Annotated in this window: 7 protein-coding genes; 5 read left to right on the top strand and 2 right to left on the bottom strand. The window is 68.3% G+C overall.

The window, feature by feature from the left end; all coding sequences use genetic code 11:
• Window positions 1–18: 18 nt before the first annotated feature.
• Window positions 19–1,701 (bottom strand): cyclic peptide export ABC transporter, encoded by a 1,683-nt coding sequence (locus ACP92_RS11735; protein WP_013234327.1) that lies wholly within the window; start codon window positions 1,699–1,701, stop codon window positions 19–21.
• Window positions 1,702–1,942: 241 nt separating this feature from the next.
• Here ACP92_RS11735 and fhuF point away from each other — a divergent pair, with 241 nt between their 5' ends.
• From fhuF to ACP92_RS11710, 5 genes are all read left to right on the top strand, one after another.
• Window positions 1,943–2,677 (top strand): siderophore-iron reductase FhuF, encoded by a 735-nt coding sequence (gene fhuF, locus ACP92_RS11730; protein WP_041310716.1) that lies wholly within the window; start codon window positions 1,943–1,945, stop codon window positions 2,675–2,677.
• A 105-nt stretch (window positions 2,678–2,782) separates the two neighbouring features.
• Window positions 2,783–3,787: a GNAT family N-acetyltransferase gene (locus ACP92_RS11725; protein WP_013234325.1), complete on the top strand. Its 1,005-nt coding sequence runs from the start codon at window positions 2,783–2,785 to the stop codon at window positions 3,785–3,787.
• Window positions 3,788–3,808: 21 nt separating this feature from the next.
• A complete protein-coding gene (locus tag ACP92_RS11720; protein ID WP_013234324.1) occupies window positions 3,809–5,140 on the top strand; it encodes a lysine N(6)-hydroxylase/L-ornithine N(5)-oxygenase family protein in 1,332 nt (443 codons plus the stop codon).
• A gap of 57 nt (window positions 5,141–5,197) precedes the next feature.
• Window positions 5,198–7,336: a TonB-dependent siderophore receptor gene (locus ACP92_RS11715; protein ID WP_156181777.1), complete on the top strand. Its 2,139-nt coding sequence runs from the start codon at window positions 5,198–5,200 to the stop codon at window positions 7,334–7,336.
• An 88-nt stretch (window positions 7,337–7,424) separates the two neighbouring features.
• The gene (locus ACP92_RS11710) at window positions 7,425–8,378 is read left to right on the top strand and encodes an alpha/beta hydrolase (protein WP_013234322.1); all 954 of its coding nucleotides are present in this window, start codon (window positions 7,425–7,427) and stop codon (window positions 8,376–8,378) included.
• 217 nt (window positions 8,379–8,595) lie between these two features.
• Here ACP92_RS11710 and ACP92_RS11705 read toward each other — a convergent pair whose 3' ends face one another.
• The gene (locus ACP92_RS11705) at window positions 8,596–20,517 is read right to left on the bottom strand and encodes an amino acid adenylation domain-containing protein (protein WP_082147456.1); all 11,922 of its coding nucleotides are present in this window, start codon (window positions 20,515–20,517) and stop codon (window positions 8,596–8,598) included.
• Window positions 20,518–20,546: the final 29 nt, after the last annotated feature.

Raw genomic sequence — 20,546 nt, 5'->3', positions numbered from 1 at the left:
GCAAGGACCGAGCAAGGACTAGCCTTCCCACCGCCCATCAAACACCACCCGCCCGTTATCCATCCGCACCATCCGGTCAGCCAGATGGAAATACTGGTCATCATGCGAAATCACCAGCACCGTCTTGCCCGCCGCGCGCAGCTGCCCCAGCACCTCGTGATAGAAGACCTTCTTGAACACCGGGTCCTGGTCCGCTGCCCATTCATCGAAGATGAAGAACGGCCTATCCTCCAGCACCGCCACCACCAGCGCCAGCCGCTTGCGCTGGCCCATCGACAGCGCGCGCGTGGTGAATGCGCCGTCGCGGATCTGTACCTTGTGATGCAGGTAGAGCTTTGCCAGGAGCTCGTTGCCGCGCGCGTCCAGTTCCGCTCCACCCGTCTCCAGCAGGCTCTCGAACAGATGGAAGTCCGAAAACACCGTGGCAAACAGCTGCCGGTATTGTTCATCCGGCACCCTCGCCTCTCCCTCGCCCTCCACGTCCGGCTGCCATGACACGGGTCGGCCATTGAGCAGGATATGGCCTTCGCCGGGGCGATACAGCCCCGCCAGCAGCTTGGCCAGCGTGGTCTTGCCGCTGCCGTTGCCGCCCACCAGGAAGACCACCTCGCCCGGCGCGAAGGCCAGGTCGATCGGGCCCATGGTAAAGAATTCGTCGTGCTGTTCGTGGTAGTAGCGATGCAGCACGCCGGAAAGCTGCAGGCGCTGCAGCTCGGGGGCTGGTTGATGTGGCTGATGCTGCTGCGGCAGTGCTGCCGCCGGCGCGCGCGGGCGGCCATTGTCCAGGGCCTGGACCACTTCGTCGATACGGCGGGCCGAGACCTTGGCCAGGTTGGCGCGCGGGGCGTTCATCAGCAGGATTTCCAGCGGGGTGATCATGTAGATGAACAGCACGGCGTAACCGGTCAGGATGCGGTTGCGGTCGGGTACGTCGCCCACCAGCACGAACAGCACCAGCCCGATGAAGGCATAGATCAGGAAATTGCCCCAGCTGGTGGCCGCCACGAAGATGGCCATCCCCAGCGATCGTTCATGGCGCACCCGGTCGATGGACTGGCCCAGCACCTCGCGTCCGAACAGGCGGCGCTTTCTGCCGTTCAGGCGCAGTTCCTTGGCGCCGTCCAGCATGGAGCGGAAATGGCTGAACAGGCGGTCCTGTTCGCCGGACGCCTGGCGCAGGTGCCTGATGGCGCGCAGGTGGGCCAGGTGGTAGCCTGCTGCGCCCAGGCCGATCACCAGCACCGCGCAGGCAAACACCTGCGCCGACAGGGTGGCCATGTAGATCATGCAGCCGCTCACCACGATGGCATTGGTCAGGATCGCGGGGAAACTGACGAAGAAGGTCGATACATTGGTGCTGTGCTCGGTCAGCGCGGCCTGGATGGCCGGTGCGCCGACCTGCTCCAGGCGCGCGTAGTCGGCATGCAGCACGCGTTCGCAGATGAAGCGGCGCGACTGCGCATGCACGCCGTGGGCGAGCCGCTCGAAGAGGATGTTGCACGTCATGTGCGCCAGCCACAGGGCCAGCACGGTCAGCGCAAAATGCAGGGCCGCCGTGGATTGCCAACCCGGCGCCTGCGTGGCCGCCAGCGTGGCCGTGATCTGCGTCACCATCAAGATGCTGCATACGCCGCGCGCCACGCTGGCGGCGGTTGCGGCGGCCAGCAAGCCGCGGGATTGCCTGATCAGTTCTTTGAACACCGTCACTCCAGGGAACGGCCGCCAAGGGCCGGTATCAATGTGACGAACCGCGTCGGCAAATATTTAGAACCCATTTCAGCGCCCTTTCTGGGCAGAACGCATCTCACGCCTATTGGTGAAATGGGTTCTAACTGGCCCGCTGCCCTGCCCTGGCTTGACCGGGCTGAACAAATCTGCGCGCCATTCGTCACCTTCCATGACAGCGCCGGCGTTTGAGCCGGCTCAACTTGCGCCCTCTTCCGTGCTGCCCATCCTTGCTCCCCTGTTCGACCAGCGCACCGCCGCCTATGCCGCCCGGCTGGTCTGCGATGTGTCTTCTTATGCGCAGGCCTTGCCGCTGCCGGCGCTGCTGGAGGGGGCAGCGCTGGACGACGCCGTGCGCCTCCATGCGGCCCATTGGCGCAGCGATGACCTGCGCGCGGTGGCCTCGGCCTGGTGCCTGGATTATTTCGCGGCGATGCTGGTGCCGGCCATGGCGGCTGCGGCGGTGCTGCGGCATCACCTGCCGCTGGCGGCGGTCCAGGTGCGGGTGGTGCTGGCTTCCCACGGCGGCATGGCGCAGGTCTGCCTGCCGCACGCGGGGCATCCGTGGCCGCAGGCGAGCCCGCCAGAACGCTATGAAGAGCTGGTCTGGCAGCATCTGGCGCCGGTGATTGCGGCGCTCAACAAGCGCTTCCGGACCCCCTCGGCGGTTCTCTGGGGCAACGCGGTGCGCTATATCCATGCGGTCCTGCAGCGCGGCGTGCTGCTGGCCCTGCCCTCGCAGGAGGGGCTGGCCGAGGATCGCCGGCTGTTGCTGGACAGCCCTCTCTGGCCCGATGGCCGCACCAATCCGCTCTATCACCGCCGCGCTGTGCCGCCTGCGGGCGTGGACTACCTGCATCGCAATTGCTGCATGTATTACCGTCTGCCGGGCGAGGACTATTGCGCGGCCTGCCCGTTGCGTTCCAGGCATGACAAACGAGCGTCTGATTAGCTGGGCGACAGCGCCAATCTAAACAAAAGTGATTTCCATTCGTCTTTCTGATGACGGCCTGCGCATCCTGTTGCGACAGCGCGGCCGACCAGGAGCTGATGACAGATGGAACAAGCAGTCCTTACTACCGCCCTACCCGCCGCGCCCTATCTCGCCCATGTCGATGGCCACCCTTATGCGGTGGAGCTCGACGGTGACGTGGTGCGCGTGCGTCTGCCCTCCGGGGAGCGCCACGCCTGGCGGCTGCAGTCCCTGGCCACGCTGGACTCTGCCGCACCGGCCCCGACGCCCCGCTACGATGCGCACCCGGCTGAGCTGGCGGCGCTGGAGGCGCTGTGGTCGCAGCAGCACGGCCTGGCGCAGCAGCTGATCCTGCCCGATGGCGGCGCGCCGGCCTGGGCTTGTCCGGGCATGTTCTGGCAACAGAGCCGCAACTGGCTGACCCAGCCGCAAGCGCCCTTGCCGCTACGCCATTGCATCAGCGCGGGCAAGCGCCATCCGCAGCGTCCGCCCAAGCCGGCGGGCACGGTGTATCGCCGTCATATCCCCTGGCTGGGCCAGACGCTGTCGCTGCGCGCCTTCGAGGGGCAAGACGACCTGGTGCGGCTGAACCGCTGGATGAATGATCCGGACGTGGCCTATTTCTGGGAAGAACAGGGCGACCTCGAGCATCACCGCCACTATCTCGCCAGGCTGGCCGACGATCCGCACGCCTACCCGCTCATCGCCTGCCTGGATGAGCTTCCCTTTGCCTACTTCGAGATCTACTGGGCGCGCGAAGACCGCATCGCGCCCTTCGCCGATCCGGGTGAGCACGACCGTGGCTGGCATGTGCTGGTGGGTGAGCCGGCCTATCGCGGGCGCGCGTTTGTCAGCGCCTGGATGCCGTCGGTGTCGCATTACCTGCTGCTGGAGGACGTGCGCACCGAACGCCTCTGGATCGAGCCGCGCGCGGACAACCGCAAGATGCTGCGCAGCCTGCAGCGCAGCGGTTATGCGCTGCTCAAAGAATTCGATTTCCCCCACAAGCGAGCCATGCTCGGCATGCTTTCGCGCGAGCGTTTCTTCGGCGAACGACTCTGGATGCCGGGCGCCGCCAGCGCCAACTGACCAGGACCACAGGACCACGACATGCAAACCTATGAGCTGATCGGGATCGGCTTCGGCCCCTCCAACATCGCACTCGCCATCGCCCTGCAAGAGCAACAGCATCATGCCGGCGCTGCCGACATGTTCTTCATCGAGAAACAGGACAGCTTCGCCTGGCACGGCGACATGCTGCTGGACAACTCGCACATGCAGATCTCCTTCCTCAAGGACCTGGCCACGCTGCGCAATCCTGCCAGCCGGTTCACCTTCCTCAACTACCTGCACCAGAAAGAGCGGCTGAGCGACTTCATCAACCTCAAGACCTTCTACCCCAGCCGTCACGAGTTCAGCGACTACCTGCGCTGGGCCGCCGACCAGTTCAGCGCCTGCTGCAGCTATGGCGAAGAAGTCATCGAGGTGCAGCCTGAACTGCAGGAGGGTAAGGTGCGGCTGCTGCGCGTGCGTTCGCGCCACCGCGATGGCCGCATCACGGAGCGCCTGGCGCGCAATCTGGTGATCGGCGTGGGCGGCTCGGCCAATATCCCCGAGACCTTCCGGGGGCTGCGCGAGGATGCGCGCGTATTCCATTCCAGCAGCTACCTGCGCCATATCGCCGCGTTCGACAAGCCCGCCCGCATCGCCGTCATCGGCGCCGGCCAGAGCGCCACCGAGATCTTCCTCGACCTGCACGCCCGCAACGCCGGTCACGAGGTCGACTTCATCATGCGCAGCCGCAACATCAAGCCGTCCGACGACAGTCCCTTCGTCAATGAAGTCTTCAACCCCGAATACACCGACTACGTCTACCGCCAGGACGAGCCGACCCGTCACGCACTGATGCAGGAGTTCATGCAGACCAACTACTCGGCGCCGGACCTGGCGCTGATCGAGCAGGTCTACCAGGTCTTCTATAAGCAGAAGGTGACTGGCCAGCAGCGCCACCGCCTGCTGCGCTGCCATAACGTCGAGCGCGCCCGCGCCGAGGCCGATGGCGTCTGGCTGGACCTGCACGATCTCGACGGCGGCAGCGCCCAGACGCGCCGCTACGACGCCGTCGTGCTGGGCACCGGCTATACCCGCGAGCTGCACAAGGACCTGCTGGCGCCGCTGGCGTCCTACCTGCCGCACTTCGCGGTGGGCCGCGACTACCGCCTGCAGAGCACTCCCGAGTTCGAGCCGGCGGTGTTCCTGCAGGGCAGCTGCGAGCCCTCCCACGGCATCAGCGACACCCTGCTCTCGGTGATCGCCATCCGCACCGCCGAGATTGGCCAGGCCCTGCGCGAGCGCGACGAGAACGCTCCCTTCGCGGCGCGGCGCGCCATGGTCGCCAGCATCGCCGCGGCCAGCCGTGGCAGCCCACAGTTTTCGCTTTAAGCGATTTGCCATGCCGGCGTTGCCGGCGCTCTTCAATCGACCACCACCTCCACCATCATGAAACAACAATATAAGGGGATGCCTGCCAACAGGCCAACGCTGACTTTCCTGGCCGTGCAATGCGCGTTGCTGACCCTGGCCGCGCCGGCCTGGGCGCAACAGCAAGCGCTGCCACAAGTCGAAATCAAGGCCGACGCGGAGACTGCCAACGGTCCCGTCAACGGCTACGTCGCCAAGCGGACCGCCAGCGCCACCAAGACCGACACGCCCGTGCTGGAAGTGCCGCAATCGGTCTCGGTGGTCACGCGCGACGAGATGGATGCGCGCGGCGTGACATCGCTGCTGGACGTGCTGCGCTACATGCCCGGCGCCAACTCGGAAACCCACGGCGTGGATCCGCGCGGCTATGAATACTTCAACCTGCGCGGCTTCATCAATGCCCAGGTCACCAGCAACTTCCTCAACGGCCTGCGCCAGATTCCCGGCGGCTTCGGCCAGTTCCGCACCGAAACCTATGGCATGGAACGCATCGAAGTGCTGCGCGGCCCCGGCTCGGTGACCTTCGGCCAGGCCGATCCGGGCGGCGTGATCAACCGCGTCAGCAAGCTGCCCGGCATGGACATCCCCAACGAGCTGGGCGTGGACATCGGTTCCTTCAACCGCAAGCAGGTCGTGGCCGATCTCAATGGTCATACCCAGGACGGCGAGTATCTGTGGCGCGTGGTCGGGCTGGGCCTGGACAGCAACAACCAGTACAAATTCAACAATGGCCAGTCGGGCGACAACAACCGCTTCTATCTCGCGCCCTCGCTGACCTGGCGTCCCTCGGCCAGCACCTCGCTGACGCTGATGGCCGACTACATGAACGACCGCTCCGGCAGCAGCCGCTGGACTGCCGTACGGCCCGGCAATGTGCTCACCCACACCCTGATCGGCGACCCCAACTTCGACCGCCAGAGCAACGACCAGTGGTCCTTCGGCTACCAGTTCGAGCACAAGTTCGACAATGCCTGGACCTTCCGCCAGAACTTCCGCCAGGCCAATCTGAAGTCGGTCTATGCCGCGCTCAACCCTGGCACGCTGACCGGTTCCGTGCTCACCCGCGGCACCACGGTCTACAACAGCCAGGTCGACAATACCTTGGTGGACAACCAGCTGGAAGGCCGCCTCAAGTGGGGTGCGACCGAGCACACGGTGCTGTTCGGCCTGGACTGGTCACGCATGTATGACCGCGAGGTGCGCTATCGCGGCGCCGCGCCCAGCCTGAACATCGACAATCCGGTCTATGGCGTCACCATCCCGGCGGCCACCACCCTGTTCGGCAACCTGGAAGAGAACATGAACCAGACTGGCCTGTATGCGCAGGACCAGATCAAGTTCGACCAGCGCCTGACCCTGACCCTCGGTGGGCGCTGGGACAAGGTCAAGGACGAGACCCGCAACTATTTCAACCGGACCACCACCCGCAGCGACGACAGCGCCCTGAGCGGACGCATCGGCCTGTCCTATCTGGTGACCCGCGACATCGCGCCCTACGTCAGCTACGCCACTTCCTTCCTGCCGCAGACAGGTTCGGACTTCAACGGCAAGCCCTTCGATCCGACCAAGGCGCGTCAGGCCGAAGTGGGTATCAAGTACCAGCCGGCCGATGGCAAGACCCTGTTCACCGCCGCCCTGTTCGAGCTGACCAAGACCAATGTGCAGACGCCGGATCCGGCCCATACCAACTTCAACGTGCTCAGCGGCGAGATCAAGTCGCGCGGCCTGGAGCTGGAAGCCAAGGGTGAAATCGTCAAGGGCCTGAACCTGTCGGCCTCCTACACCTACACCGACGTCAAGAACACCCAGAACAACACGGCTTCCCTGCTGGGCAAGCAGCCCATCCTGGTGCCGCGCCAGGCGGCCTCGGTCTGGGCTGACTACACCGTGCAAGGCGGCCCGCTGGCTGGCGCTGGCATCGGCGGCGGTGCTCGCTACACCGGCAGCAACTATGCCGACGCCGCCAACACCGTGAAGAATGGCGGCGTGACCGTCTTCGACGCGGTGTTCCACTACAACCTCAACCGCTGGCGCTATGCCCTCAACATCAGCAACATCACCAACAAGGAGTACACCTCCTGCCTGGCCGAGCCGACCACGACCTGCTTCTGGGCCGCCGAGCGCACGGCCATCCTGAGCGCGCGCTATCGCTGGTAATACCCGAGGCATGACAGGCAAGCCGAACAGCTTTCCCCACTCCCACCTGACAGCCGGCCTCGCGCCGGCTTTTTTCCCTGAGGACCCCATGCCACTGCACCCTGATCTGGACGCCTTCCTGGCCCTGGTAGAAGCCGGCATCCAAAGCGGCCGCCAGCAGCCCATGCACCGCAAGAGCGTGCACCAGGCGCGAGCCGACTACGAAGCCGCCGCGCCCATGCTGGACCTGCCGCCAGACGACCTGGCCGAACGCCGCGCTCTGGAGATCCCCACCCGCGACGGCGCGCGCATCGGCGCACGTCTGTATGCCCCCGCCCCACTGGATGCCGCTGCGCCGCAGCCGGTGCTGCTGTATTTCCATGGCGGCGGCTACTGCGTCGGCAGCCTCGATTCGCACGACACCCTGTGCAGCGCACTGGCGGCGCGCACACCCTGCTGCGTGTTGGCGGTAGATTACCGGCTGGCTCCGGAACACCGCTTCCCGACCGCCTTCGAGGATGCCGCCGACGCCTACGACTGGCTGCTGCAACACGGCCCGGCGCTGGGCCTGGCGACCAACCGCCTGGCCGTAGGCGGCGACAGCGCCGGCGGCACCCTGGCCGCCGCACTGGCGCTGCGCGCCCGCCAGGCGGCCCGCGCGCCCTGCCTGCAAGTGCTGCTCTATCCCTGCACCAGCGCCCATCAGGACGGCGACTCGCATCGCCGCTTCGCCACCGGCTACCTGCTGGAAGGGGAAACCCTGCAATGGATGTTCGGCCACACCCTCAACGGCGACCATGAGCGCCAGGACTGGCGCTTCGCTCCCCTGCAGGCTGCCGACGTGTCCGGTGCGGCGCCGGCGCTGGTGGTCATCGGCGACCACGATCCGCTGCTCGATGAAGGCATGGCCTATGCCGAGAAGCTGCGCCAGGCGGGCGTGCCGGTCCAGCTCGACATCCACCCCGGCATGGTGCATGACTTCCTGCGTCTGGGGATGGTGGTGGCCGAAGCCGACCAGGCGCGCACCGCTATCGCCGCCCGGCTGGCTGCGGCGATGCGCTGAAGAAGGGCCATGCGGCCCGCGCTGCTAGCCCGTTCACTGAATCGCTGAAGGAAGAATCGCCGCCCTGGATGACCCAGGAGCGGCGATTTGTTTAGGGCAGCGATGGCCGTTACTCCGGCCATCACAAACCGTTCGGACTGAGTAGGCCCGTCAGGGCCGTATCGAAGGCGCGCCTGAGCAGCCCCTTCGATACGCGGCTATGCCGCTACGCCACAGCTCAGGAAGAACGGCCCATCGCCGCACCGGCAATATCGGCGCAATCCCCCGCCAGCACCTCAAGCGCCTGCACCACCTCGTCCAGCAAGCGCGCTTGCTTCATGATGCTGAAGTGGTCCGTCTCCAGCAATACCTCGGCGCAACCCGTCTGCCCCAGCTGGCGCTTGAGCTCGGCCCGGTGCGCCGGCTTGCGGCGCGCAATCCACCAATAGTGCGGGCTGGCGGCGACTGCCTCGAGCGCCGGCGCCTGCGCCGAGATCTGCCTGAGATGGCGCGCCACCACGAAGATGCGCGCCAGCTCCCCGGCCGAGGGCAGCGATGCCGGCAGTTCGCCGGCCTGTTCCAGCATCGCCGACAGCATCGCCAGCGCCGCTGCTTCCGAAGGCAAGGCTCCGGATTGACGCGCCTGCAGCGCCTGCAAGGCCAGCCAGCGCTTGCTGCCGGCGGCGCCGTCCCAGCTTGCGGGCAGCATCACGCTCACGAAGTCCTGCAGGTCATCCAGCCAGTCGCGGGCATCGGCCGCTTCACTCTGCGGAACATAGCCATCGACCAGGCCCAGGAAAGCCACCTGCGTTCCCTGCGCCTCCAGGCGCTGCGCCACCTGCGCCGCCAGCGTCGCCCCCAGCGACCAGCCCAGCAGGTGATACGGCCCCTGCGGCTGCACCGAGCGCAACTGCGCGGTGTAATGGTCGGCCAGTTGCGCCAGGGTGGGCGCAGCTTGCGCAGGGTCCTGCAGCATCGCGCACGGCAGTCCATAGACGCGGCGGCGACCCTGCAGCGCCTGCGCCAGCGGGCGGTAGTCGAATACCGTTCCCATGCCCGCATGCAGGCAGAACAGCGGCGCCACGTCTTGCGGACCGGCGTTCATGGCCACCAGTGCGGGGCCGTCAGCCGGCCTGCTCTCCAGGCCCAGCAAGGCGGCGATGGTCGGGCGTTGCATCAGGTCGGCCAGCTTGAAGTTGAAGTTCCACTGGCGCTGGCCGCGCGCACGGGCGATCACCTGCAGGCACAGCAGCGAGTCGCCGCCCAGTTCGAAGAAGTTGTCTTCCTGGCCGACACGCTCGCGCTTGAGCACGGTCTGCCAGATCTCGGCCAGCGCTTGCGCAGCGGGCGTCGCCGGCGCCACGTAGCTGCGTGCGGGGGCGGCCTGCGGGGCTGGCAGGGCCTTGCGGTCCAGCTTGCCGTTATGGGTCACCGGCAGCGCCGCCAGCAGCACGAAGTGCGCGGGCAGCATGTATTCCGGCAAGCCCGCCCGAAGCGCGGCGCGCAGGCTGTCGCTGAAGTCGCGTTGTGCGGTCTCGGGCGCAGCCACGGCTTGTGGCGCTCCCACGTAGGCCACCAGCTGGCGCACCGTCTCCTCGCCCTGGCCGTCGCTGCGCACCACCACCGCTGCCTCGGCCACGCCGGGCTGGCGGCGCAGCAGCGCCTCGATCTCGCCCAGTTCGATGCGGAAGCCGCGGATCTTCACCTGGTGGTCGAGACGTCCCAGGTACTCCACATTGCCGTCCGGCAGCCAGCGCGCCAGGTCGCCCGTGCGGTACATGCGCGCACCCGGCTCCCCGAACGGATCGGCCACGAAACGCTCAGCCGATTGCGCCGGCCGCTCCAGGTAGCCGCGCGCCAGTCCGTCGCCGCCGATGTAGAGCTCGCCCGCCTCACCGGGCGCGACCGGCTGCAGGCAAGCATCGAGGATATAGGCGTTGCGCCGCCCCACCGGCTTGCCGATCGGCACGAAGGGCCCGTCGAAATCGACGCCAGCCGCGCTCGTCCCCTTCCAGATCAGCGGCGTCACCACCGTCTCGGTCGGACCATAGCCGTTGATCAGCAGGCGCGGCGCGAGATGGCGGCGCACCCGCTCGAACGAGGCGCGCGGCATGGCCTCGCCGCCGAAGACGTACAGTTCCAGCGGCGGTGCGTCGCCATGCTGTTCACCCCACTGCGCCAACTGGCCCAGATAGGCGGGCGGGAACACCGCATTGCTCACGCGCTGTTGGTGCAGCGCCTGCCAGCTCTGCTCGATGCTCCACATCTCGGGACCGCGCAGCACCAGCGCGGCGCCGCTGATGAGCGTGGTGATCCAGCGTTCGTGGGCGCCATCGAAGGAGAAGGACATGAACTGCAGCTCGCGCCACTGCGGGGTCATCTCGTAGAGCGCGGCGGTGGCCTGGCAATGCATGACCAGCGGCCCATGGCTGACCGCCACGCCCTTGGGCTGGCCGGTCGAACCCGAGGTGTAGATCACATAGGCCATCTGTTGCGGGGCCACGGCCACCACCGGGTCGTGCGCCGGCAGGCCGGCCAGTTGCGCGGCCAGGTCGGCGTCGTCCAGCGCCAGGCAGCGCAGCCCCGGCTGCGCCTGTGCGGCCAGCAGCCGACGTGCGCGCGCATGCGTCAACAGGACCCGGATACGGCTGTCGGCCACCATGTAGGCCAGTCGCTCGGGGGGATAGTCCAGGTCCAGCGGCACGTAGGCAGCGCCGGCCTTCATCACCGCCAGCAGGCCGACGACCATGTCGAAGGAACGCTCCACCGCCACGCCCACGCGCTGCTCCGCGCCCACACCCAGCGACATCAGGTGATGCGCCAGGCGGTTGGCGCGGACATTGAGCTCGCCATAGGACAGGCTCTGCTCCTCCAGCACCAGGGCGATGGCGTCGGGCGTCTGCGCGGCGCGCTGCGCGATCAGCAGGTGCGCCGGCAGGTCGGCGGGATAGTCGTGGGCGCCGCGTCCCAGTTCCAGCACCGCCGCCAGCGCCTGCGGCGACAGCCGCGCCAGCTCGCCCAGGGCGCGCTCGCCACTGGCGCTCAACGCATCGAGGTTGAGCATGACCTGCTCGCGCAGGGCTTCCACCTCGGCGTCGCCGAACAGGCTGCGGTCGTAGCAGAACTCGATGTCCAGCGTCTCGCGGGCCACCACCTGCAGATCCATGGCAAAGCCGGTCAGGCCCTCGCCCTCGGCCTGGCCAAAGCGCAGGCCGGCCTGGGCGCGCGCTTCCAGCGAACGGCTGATGGGGAAGTTCTCGAACACGATGATGCTGTCGAACAGCGCCCGGCCGGCCATGCCGCTCCAGCGCTGGATGTCGTAGAGCGGCGTGTGTTCGTGCTCGCGGCTGTCGATGTTGGTCTGCTGCAGCGTGCGCAGCCAGTCGCCGACGCGGCGCTGGCCATCCACCTCGACCACGATGGGAATGGTATTGATGAACAGGCCCAGGCTCTTCTCCACGCCGGGCAAGGCGGCTGGCCGGCCCGAGACGGTCGCGCCGAAGGCCACCGCCGTGCTGCGCTTGTGGCGCGCCAGGGCCAGCGACCACGCGCCCTGCACCAGCGTGTTGAGGGTCACGCGCTGGCTGCGCGCAAATTGTTCCAGGCGGCGCGTGGCGGCGGCGTCGCAATGGCCGTAGAGCTTGCCGAAACCGCGCCGCGCCGGATCCGGGCGCACCCCTTCGGCCAGCAGGCTGGGACCGTCCAGCGCCTGCAGCGCACCCATCCAGTAACGTTGCGCCGCCTGCGGATCGAGCGTGGCCAGCCAGCCGATGTACTGGGCATAGTCCGGTCCTGGTGCGGGCAGCGGCTGGCCGCCATAGGCCAGCATCAGCTCTTGCATCAGCGCCGAGGTGCTCCAGCCGTCCAGCAGGATGTGGTGCATGGTCCAGACCAGCTGGTGCTGTCCCGGTCCCAGCCGCAGCAGGGTCGCGCGCACCAGCGGCGGTTGCAGCAGGTCGAAGCCGCGCGCAAGATCGGCCGCCGCAAAGGCGGCAATCGCCTGCGGCAGCTCGGCATCGTCCGCCCGGGCGCTCCAGTCCTGCACCTCGATGCCGAACGCCAGCGTGCGCCACACCGCCTGCAGCGGTTGCGCATAGTCCGCCTGCCAGAGGAAGCCCGTGCGCATCACCGGGTGACGCGCCAGCACGCTCTGCCAGGCCTGCGCGAAACGCGCCTCGTCCAGGCCCTCCACGCGCACGCTGAGCTGGTTCACGTACAGGCCCGAGCCCGGGCTTTCCATCGTGTGGAACAGCATGCCCTGCTGCATCGGCGAGAGCGGATAGACGTCCTCCAGCTCGCCCTGCAGCGCCAGCTGTGCGGTCTGCGCGGCGCTGAGGTAATCCTCTAGCCGGCCGCGCGCAGCCGTCACAGCCTGTGTCGGCGCGGGCGGCTGCAGCTGGTCGCATTGCTGCGCCAGCTCGGCCACGGTCTGGCTCTGGAACAGCTGGCGCGGCGTCAGCGGCCATCCCTGCTCATGGGCCCGCGCCACGATCTGCAGGCTGAGGATGGAATCCCCCCCCAGCTCGAAGAAATTGTCGTGGCGGCCGACCCGTTGCAAGCGCAATACCTCGGCCCAGATGGCCGCCAACCCGATTTCGGTCTGACCCTGTGGCGCTTCGTAGCCGCCTTGCTCGTTGAAGTCGGGACGCGGCAGCGCCTTGCGGTCCACCTTGCCATTGGCGTTCAGCGGCAGCGCCGGCAGCAGGATCAGGCGCTGCGGCACCATGTAGTCCGGCAGGCTTTGCAGCAGCGCAGCGCGCAAGGCCTCTGCCTCGAGCATACCGCCCGGGTCGGCCGCATAGCCCACCAGGCGGGCCGGGCGCCCTGGCTCCACCAGAGCGACCACGACCGCCGCCGCCACCCCGGGCTGGGCCAGCAGTTGCGCCTCGATCTCGCCCAGTTCGATGCGCAGGCCACGGATCTTCACCTGGTGGTCGGTACGGCCCAGGTACTCGATCTCGCCATCGGCGCGGCGTCGCACCAGGTCGCCGGTGCGGTACATGCGGCTGCCGTCGGCGGCGAAGGGGTCGGCCACGAAGCGCTCCGCCGACAGGCCGGGGCGCCCCAGGTAACCGCGCGCCAGGCCGATCCCGCCCAGATAGAGCTCGCCGGCGATGCCGTGCGGCAGCGGGTTGAGGCCGCCGTCCAGCACATAGGCGGCGGTGTGCGAGATCGGCCGCCCGATCGGCACGCTGCGCTCGCCTGGGCGGCAGGTCCAGTGGGTGACATCGATGGCGGCCTCGGTGGGGCCGTACAGGTTATGCAGCGCGATCTGCGGCAGACGCGCAAAGGCCTGTTCCTGCAGCTCGGCCGGCAAGGCTTCGCCGCTGCAGATCACCTGGCGCAGGCTGTGGCATTGCGCGCTGTCAGGATGGGCGACGAAGCCCTGTAGCATGGACGGCACGAAATGCAGCGTATCCACGGCGTGGCGACGGATGCGCGCCGCCAGCAGCGCCGGATCGCGATGCTCGTCAGGCGCGGCCAGCGCCAGGCGGGCCCCGGTCATCAGCGGCCAGAAGAACTCCCACACCGACACGTCGAAGCCGAACGGGGTCTTTTGCAGCACCGTGTTGCCGGGGCCGATGGGATAGGCTTCCTGCATCCAGGCCAGCCGGTTGTGCAGCGATACGTGGCGATTGCCCGCGCCCTTGGGCTTGCCGGTGGAACCGGAGGTGTAGATCACATAGGCCAGGCCATCGGGCGCGACCTCGATACCGGGATCATGGTCTGGCATGCCCTCGGCCCAGGGCTGTCCGGGCGCATCCAGTTCCAGCACCCGCACGGCGGCGGGGGCCGTCAGCTCGGCGCGCAGCGCCGTCTGCGTCAGCAGCAGCGACAGGCCGCTATCGGCCATCATGTCGGCCAGCCGCGCCGGCGGCAGGTCCGGGTCCAACGGCAGGTAGGCCGCACCCGCCTTGAGCACGGCCAGCAGCGCCACGACCATCTCCGGCGCACGCCGCGCCGCCACGCCGACGATGCGCTCCGGCCCCGCACCCTCGGCCAGCAGGCGGTGCGCCAGGCGGTTGGCTTGCTGGTTGAGGCTGCGGTAGTCCAGCACCAGATCCTCATACAGCAGGGCCGCGGCCGACGGCGTCGCCGCAGCCTGGCGTTCGATCAGGCGATGCACCGGGGCATCAAAGGCGTGCAGCTCGCGGTTCACGCCGCTCTCGCGCCATGCCGCCAGTTCATCGCCGGGCAGCAGCCCCAGGCTGCCGATGGCTTGCTGGGGATGCTCCGCCAGCACCTGCAAGAGATGGCGCAGGTGTGCGCCGATGCGCTCCACCATCTCGTGGGCAAACTGGGCGCGGGCGTAGCGCAGCTGCAATTGCAGGGTGTCGCCGGCATTGACCACCACGGTCATCGGATAGTTGGTCTCTTCGCGGTGCCGCACCGACGAGAAGGCCAGTCCCGCCGGCGCGCCCTGGCTCAGGGTGGCGTCGACCGGATAGTTCTCGAACACCAGGATGCTGTCGAAGAGCGCTTGCGCGCCCTGCCCCGACCAGCGCTGGATATCCACCAGCGGGGTATGCTCGTACTCGCGCGCCTGCAGGTTCTGCGCCTGCAGGGCGCGCATCCAGTCGCCCGCCGGCTGGTGCGGGGGCGTGGCCACGATCACCGGCAAGGTGTTGATGAACAGGCCCAGCAACTGCTCCACCCCGGTCAGCTCAGCCGGTCGGCCCGCTACGGTCGCACCGAAGACCACGCCCTGGTCGTGCGCAGCATAGGTATAGCGTTGCAGCAGCAGCGCCCAGGCCGCCTGCACCAGGGTGTTCAAGGTGATGCGCTGGGCCCGGGCGGCTTCATTGAGGCGCGCGGTGAGCGCGGCATCGAGCAGTTCCCGGTGTTCACCATGGCCGCTCTCGGGCGTGCTCGGGCGCGGCATGGCGTCGGCCAGGCGGGTGGGCTGTTGCAGCCGGGCCAGCTGGATTTCCCAGAAGCGGCGCGTGGCTTCCTGGTCACGTCCTTGCAGCCAACCGATGTAATCGCGGTAACGCAGGGCCAGCTTCGTCGGTTTGGCCTGCCCGGCTGCCGTAGCTTGCGCGTAGCGGCGCAGCACTTCCCCCAGCAGCATCGAGGTGCTCCAGCCATCGAGCAGCAGATGGTGGACGGTCCAGATCAGGTGATGGCGCTGGGCGCCGGTGCGCACCAGCACCAGCCGCATCAGCGGTGGCGCAGCGAGGTCGAAGCCTTGCGCCAGCTGGCGCTGGGCCAGGGCGTCAAGCTCGCCGCCCAGCGACTGCCCGGCGGCGGCGTCGCGCCAGTCCAGTTGCGACAGCGGCGAGGCTACGCGACGCGCCACCCATTGCAGCGGCCGCGGCTGGTGCAGGAAACCGGTGCGCAGGATGTCGTGGGCGGCCACCGTGTCTTGCCAGGCTTGCTCGAAGCGCGCCGCATCCAGGCCGTCGATATCCACCCGCAACTGGTTGATGTAGGCGCTGCCGCCCGGTTCAAAGACGCTGTGGAACAGCATGCCTGCCTGCATCGGCGAGAGGGGATAGATATCGTCGACGTTGCGTGCAGCCAGCGGCAAGGCGTCCAGCTGGGCCTGGTCCAGGCCCGCCAATGGCAGGTCGGACGGCGTCAGGCCACCGGCATGCTGGCTGCACAGTGCGGCCAGCTCTTCCAGCTGCGCCTGCAGATGCGCGGCCAGGGTCTCCACCATGGCGCGTCCATAGCGCTTGCTGCAGTAGTTCAGGCGCAATTGCAACACGCCTTCGTGGACCTGGCCGTTGATGGTCAGCGCGTGGCGCATGGCCGCCTGCGGATCCATCGGTGTGCCGGCCGATTCGCTGGCCAGCCGCCAGCCACCCTCCTCGCCCGACTGGAACTGCCCCAGGTAATTGAACGCCACCTGCGCGCGCGGCAGCGCCTGCAAGGCGGCCCGCTGTTCGGCGGTGCCAAAGCGGCGCAGCACGCCGAAATCCAGTCCCTTGTTGGGCAGCGCGCGCAGGCTTTCCTTGGTGCGCAGCAGGGTCGCCAGCGGCGTGCCGGAAGCCTCCAGCGCCAGCGGGAACACCGAGGTGAACCAGCCCACCGTGCGCGAGAGGTCCGGCGTGGCAGCGCCGTCGCCGAGCGCCTCGCGGCCGTGGCCTTCGAGGTCCACCAGCAGCGGCTGCGGTGCGCCCCAGGCCGCCAGCGCCCGCGCCAGCGCGGCCAGCAACAGGTCATTGACCTGGGTGCGCCAGGCGCTGTGGGCCTCGCCGATGAGGGTCTGGGTCAGTGCTGGCGTGAGGCGCAGCAGCACGCTTTGCTGGTCGACCAGGCGCGCGCTGGCGCCCTCTTCGCCTGCCCTGGCGGGATCGCTGGGCAACTGTACCGGGCAGCCTGCCAGCCCCAGCCAGTGGTCGATGCGCTGCGCCGCCACTGGCGCGTAGGCGGCCAAGGCCTCGCCCCATTCGGCCGGGCCGGCTTCTTCGGCGGGCAGCTGAGGGGCTTCATGCGGCGTGGCGCAGGCGTGCGCATAGGCGTGCTGCAGGTCTTCCAGCAGCACGCGCCAGGACACGCCGTCGATCACCAGATGGTGCGCCACCAGCAGCAAGCGCCAACCGGCCTGACCCATGTCCACCAGCACGGCCCGCAACACCAGGCCGTGTTCCAGGTCCAGACTGCGCTGCGCGCTCTCGCACAGCGCCAGCAGTTGTTCAGCGTCGGCGGCGCGTGCGCTCACGATGCGCTCGGCGATGGCCTGCAGAGTGGGCAGCTCGCCGTGCAGCTGGCGCCAGCCGTCGCTGTGCTGTGCATAGCGCATCGTGAGCGCCGGATGGGCTTGCATCAGCGCCTGCAGCGCTGCGGCCAATGCCGCCGGGTCGATGGGCGCGTCACTGTGCAGCAGCACCGACTGGTTCCAGTGGGCGCGACGGGGGATATCGGCCTCGAAGAAATCCTGCTGGATCGGCAGCAGACGGCACGCCTGCCCTGCCTGCGCCGTGTGCGTGATCGCGCGCGGGGTGGCTGCCGCCACGGCCTCGCTGGCCACGGCGGCCAGCTCGGCCACGGTCTGGCGCTCGAACATCTGGCGCGCCGTGATGGCGATGCCGGCGCGGCGCGCCCGCGAGACGATCTGCAGGCTCAGGATGGAATCGCCGCCCAGTTCGAAGAAGTTGTCATCGCGTCCCACTGCACCGCCCTTGAGCACCTCGCGCCAGATCGCCGCCAGTTGCTCTTCCAGCGCGCCCTGGGGCGCGGCGTAGGCGGTCCGGGCCGCCAGCTCGGGCGCGGGCAACGCCTTGCGATCGACCTTGCCGTTGATATTGAGCGGCAGCGCCGGCAGCATCACCAGCGCCGCTGGCACCATGTAGTCCGGCAAGACCGCACCCAGCGCGGTGCGCAGTGCGCCCGTATCCAGCGCTTCAGGCGCTATCCCCGCCTGCGGCGAGAGGTAGCCGACCAGGCGTGGCGTGGCGGCGTCCTGGCGCACCATGACGGTGGCCGCGCCCACGCCGGGCTGGGCCAGCAACTGGGCCTCGATCTCGCCCAGCTCGATGCGGAAGCCCCGGATCTTGACCTGCTGGTCGATGCGCCCCAGGTAATCCATCTGGCCATCATGACGCCAGCGCACCAGGTCGCCGGTGCGGTACAGGCGACTGCCCTCTTCGCCGGCGCGGGCGAACGGGTTGGCGACAAAACGTTCGGCCGACAGCGCCGCCCGGTTCAGGTAGCCCCGCGCCAGCCCCGCACCGCTGACATAGAGTTCACCAGGCACGCCCGCCGGAGCCAGGTTCAGCTGCTGGTCCAGCACATACAGGCCGAGGTCGGGAATGGCCGCGCCGATGGGGCTGCGGCTGGCGTCCAGGTCGGCGCGCAGGAGGCGTCGGTAGGTCACGTGGACGGTGGTCTCGGTGATGCCATACATGTTGATGAGGGCCGGACGCTGGTCACCGAACTGGGTGATCCAGGGCCGCAGCATTTCCGGCTCCAGCGCTTCGCCGCCGAAGATGACGGTGCGCAACGCCAGCGCCTCGCTTGGCAATTGGCGCAGCGCAGGCAGTTGCAGCAACTGGCGGAACGCCGAGGGCGTCTGGTTAAGCACCGTGACGCGCTGCTCCACCAGCAGCGCCAGGAAGTCTTCCGGCGAACGGCTGACCGCAAACGGCACCACCACCAGCCGGCCGCCGTAGCACAGCGCGCCGAAGATTTCCCAGACCGAGAAGTCGAAGGCGTAGGAATGGAACAGGGTCCACACATCCTCGCGCCCGAAGTCGAACCAGGCCGCCGTCTGGCCCAGCAGGCGCAGTACGTTGGCGTGGCTGAGCTGCGCCCCCTTGGGACGACCGGTGGAGCCGGAGGTGTAGATGATGTAGGCCAGGTTGTCGGGGTGCAGCACGACACCGGGATTGTGCGCCGGTGCAGCGTCATCGGCCAGGGCCGGGGCGATCTCCAGTGTGCGCAGGCCTTGCGCGGTCAAGGCAGAGACACCCTCGCCCGCCGTCAACGCCAGGGTGACGCCGGCATCCTGCACCATGTAGGCCAGGCGGTCGGCCGGGTAGTCCGGGTCCAGCGGCACATAGGCTGCGCCAGCCTTGAGGATGGCCAGCAGGCCGACGATCATCTCGAGGGAGCGCGGCGCGGCCAGGCCGATGCGGTCCTCGAGGCCTACGCCCTGTTGCAGCAAGCGGTGCGCCAGGCGATTGGCGGCGCGGTTGAGCTGGGCGTAGCTCATCTGCTGCGGCCCGCAGACCACCGCCACCGCGTCGGGAATCGCGGCGGCCTGCGCTTCGATCAGCCCGGCCAGGCTCGCGCTCGAAGTGGGCGGCAATGCCTCACGTAGCTGGGGATCGCCCCAACTGCGCAGCCTGGCCTGTTCGTCCTGGTCCAGCAGCGCGAGTTGCGCCACCGGACGCTCCGGCGCTTCCGCGAAACCGCGCAGCAGGTTCCGGTAATGGCCGGCCATGGCGGCGATGGTGGCTGCATCGAACAGGTCGCTGGCGTATTCCAGGCGGCAATGCACCTCGCCCTTGATCACCTTCACATCCAGCGACAGGTCGAACTTGGCGCTGTCCTGCGCCAGCGGCAGCGGTGCGGTCACGATGTCATCGAAGGCCAGTGCGCTGGCGCCCTCGCCCACCATCTGCAGGCCGAACATCACCTGGAACAGCGGATTGCGGCCAGGGTCGCGCTCCACCTTGCGGTGCTCCAGCAAGGCCTCGAAGGGCAAGTCGCCGTGTTCCAACGCGGCCAGCATGTCGCCGCGCACCTGGCGCACCAGCTCGCGCACCGTGAGCTCTGGCGTCAGCCGCGCCCGGTACAGCTGGGTGGTCACGAAGAAGCCCACCAGGTCCTGCAGCTCGGCATGGTTGCGACCGGCATTGGGCGCGCCCACCAGGAAATCGGACTGGCCGCTGTAGCGGCTCAGCAGTACCTGCCAGGCCGCCATCAAGGCCACGAAGGGAGTGCAATGCTGGGCCCGGCAGAAGGCCTGCATCTGCTGCGCCAGCGCGCTATCGAGGGTGAAGGCGTGGACCGCGCCGCGGAAGCTCTGGCGCGCCGGACGCGGACGATCCGTGGGCAGGTCCAGGCTGCTGTTGACGGGGCCGAGGTAGTCGTCCCAATAGCGCAGCTCGTCGGCCAGCCAGGCGCCCTGCACGCGCTGGCGCTGCCAGTGTGCGTAGTCGGCATACTGCATCGGCAAGGCCGGCAACTGCGCCTGGCCATCGCGGCGCGCCTGCCGATAGGCTTCGGCCAGGTCGCGGATGACCAGCGGATTGGACCAGGCGTCGGAAACGATGTGATGCATGCCGATGACCAGCACATGCTCTTGCGGCCCCAGCGCGATCAGCCGCACATCGAGCTGGCCCGCCTGGCCCAGGTCGAACACGTGCGCGGCGGCGGCCTGCAGCTCTTCTTGCAAGCGTTGCTCACGCTGCTGCGGCGGCAGCTGGCGCAGGTCCAGCCAGGCCAGTTGCACCGGGAACGGCGGCACGGCCTGCTGATACGGCAGGCCGTCGGTCTCGGCAAAGCGCGTGCGCAGGATGGCGTGGCGGGCCTGCAGCGCATCCAGCGCCGCCGACAGCGCCGCGCGGTCGAGTGCGCCGGTGAGGCGGAAGGCGCGGGTGAGGTTGTAGGCCGTCAGGCCGGGCTCGTATTGCTGCAGGAACCACAGCTGCTGCTGCGAATAGGACAGCGGCGCGTGCTCATGCGGGGGGCGGGACATATCGTTCATGATCGGTAAGGTATCCGGGTGTGGCGCGC

Source organism: Herbaspirillum seropedicae (genome assembly GCF_001040945.1).
In the GTDB taxonomy this organism is placed as follows: domain Bacteria; phylum Pseudomonadota; class Gammaproteobacteria; order Burkholderiales; family Burkholderiaceae_D; genus Herbaspirillum; species Herbaspirillum seropedicae.
This window is presented reverse-complemented; position numbering and strand designations above follow the sequence as displayed.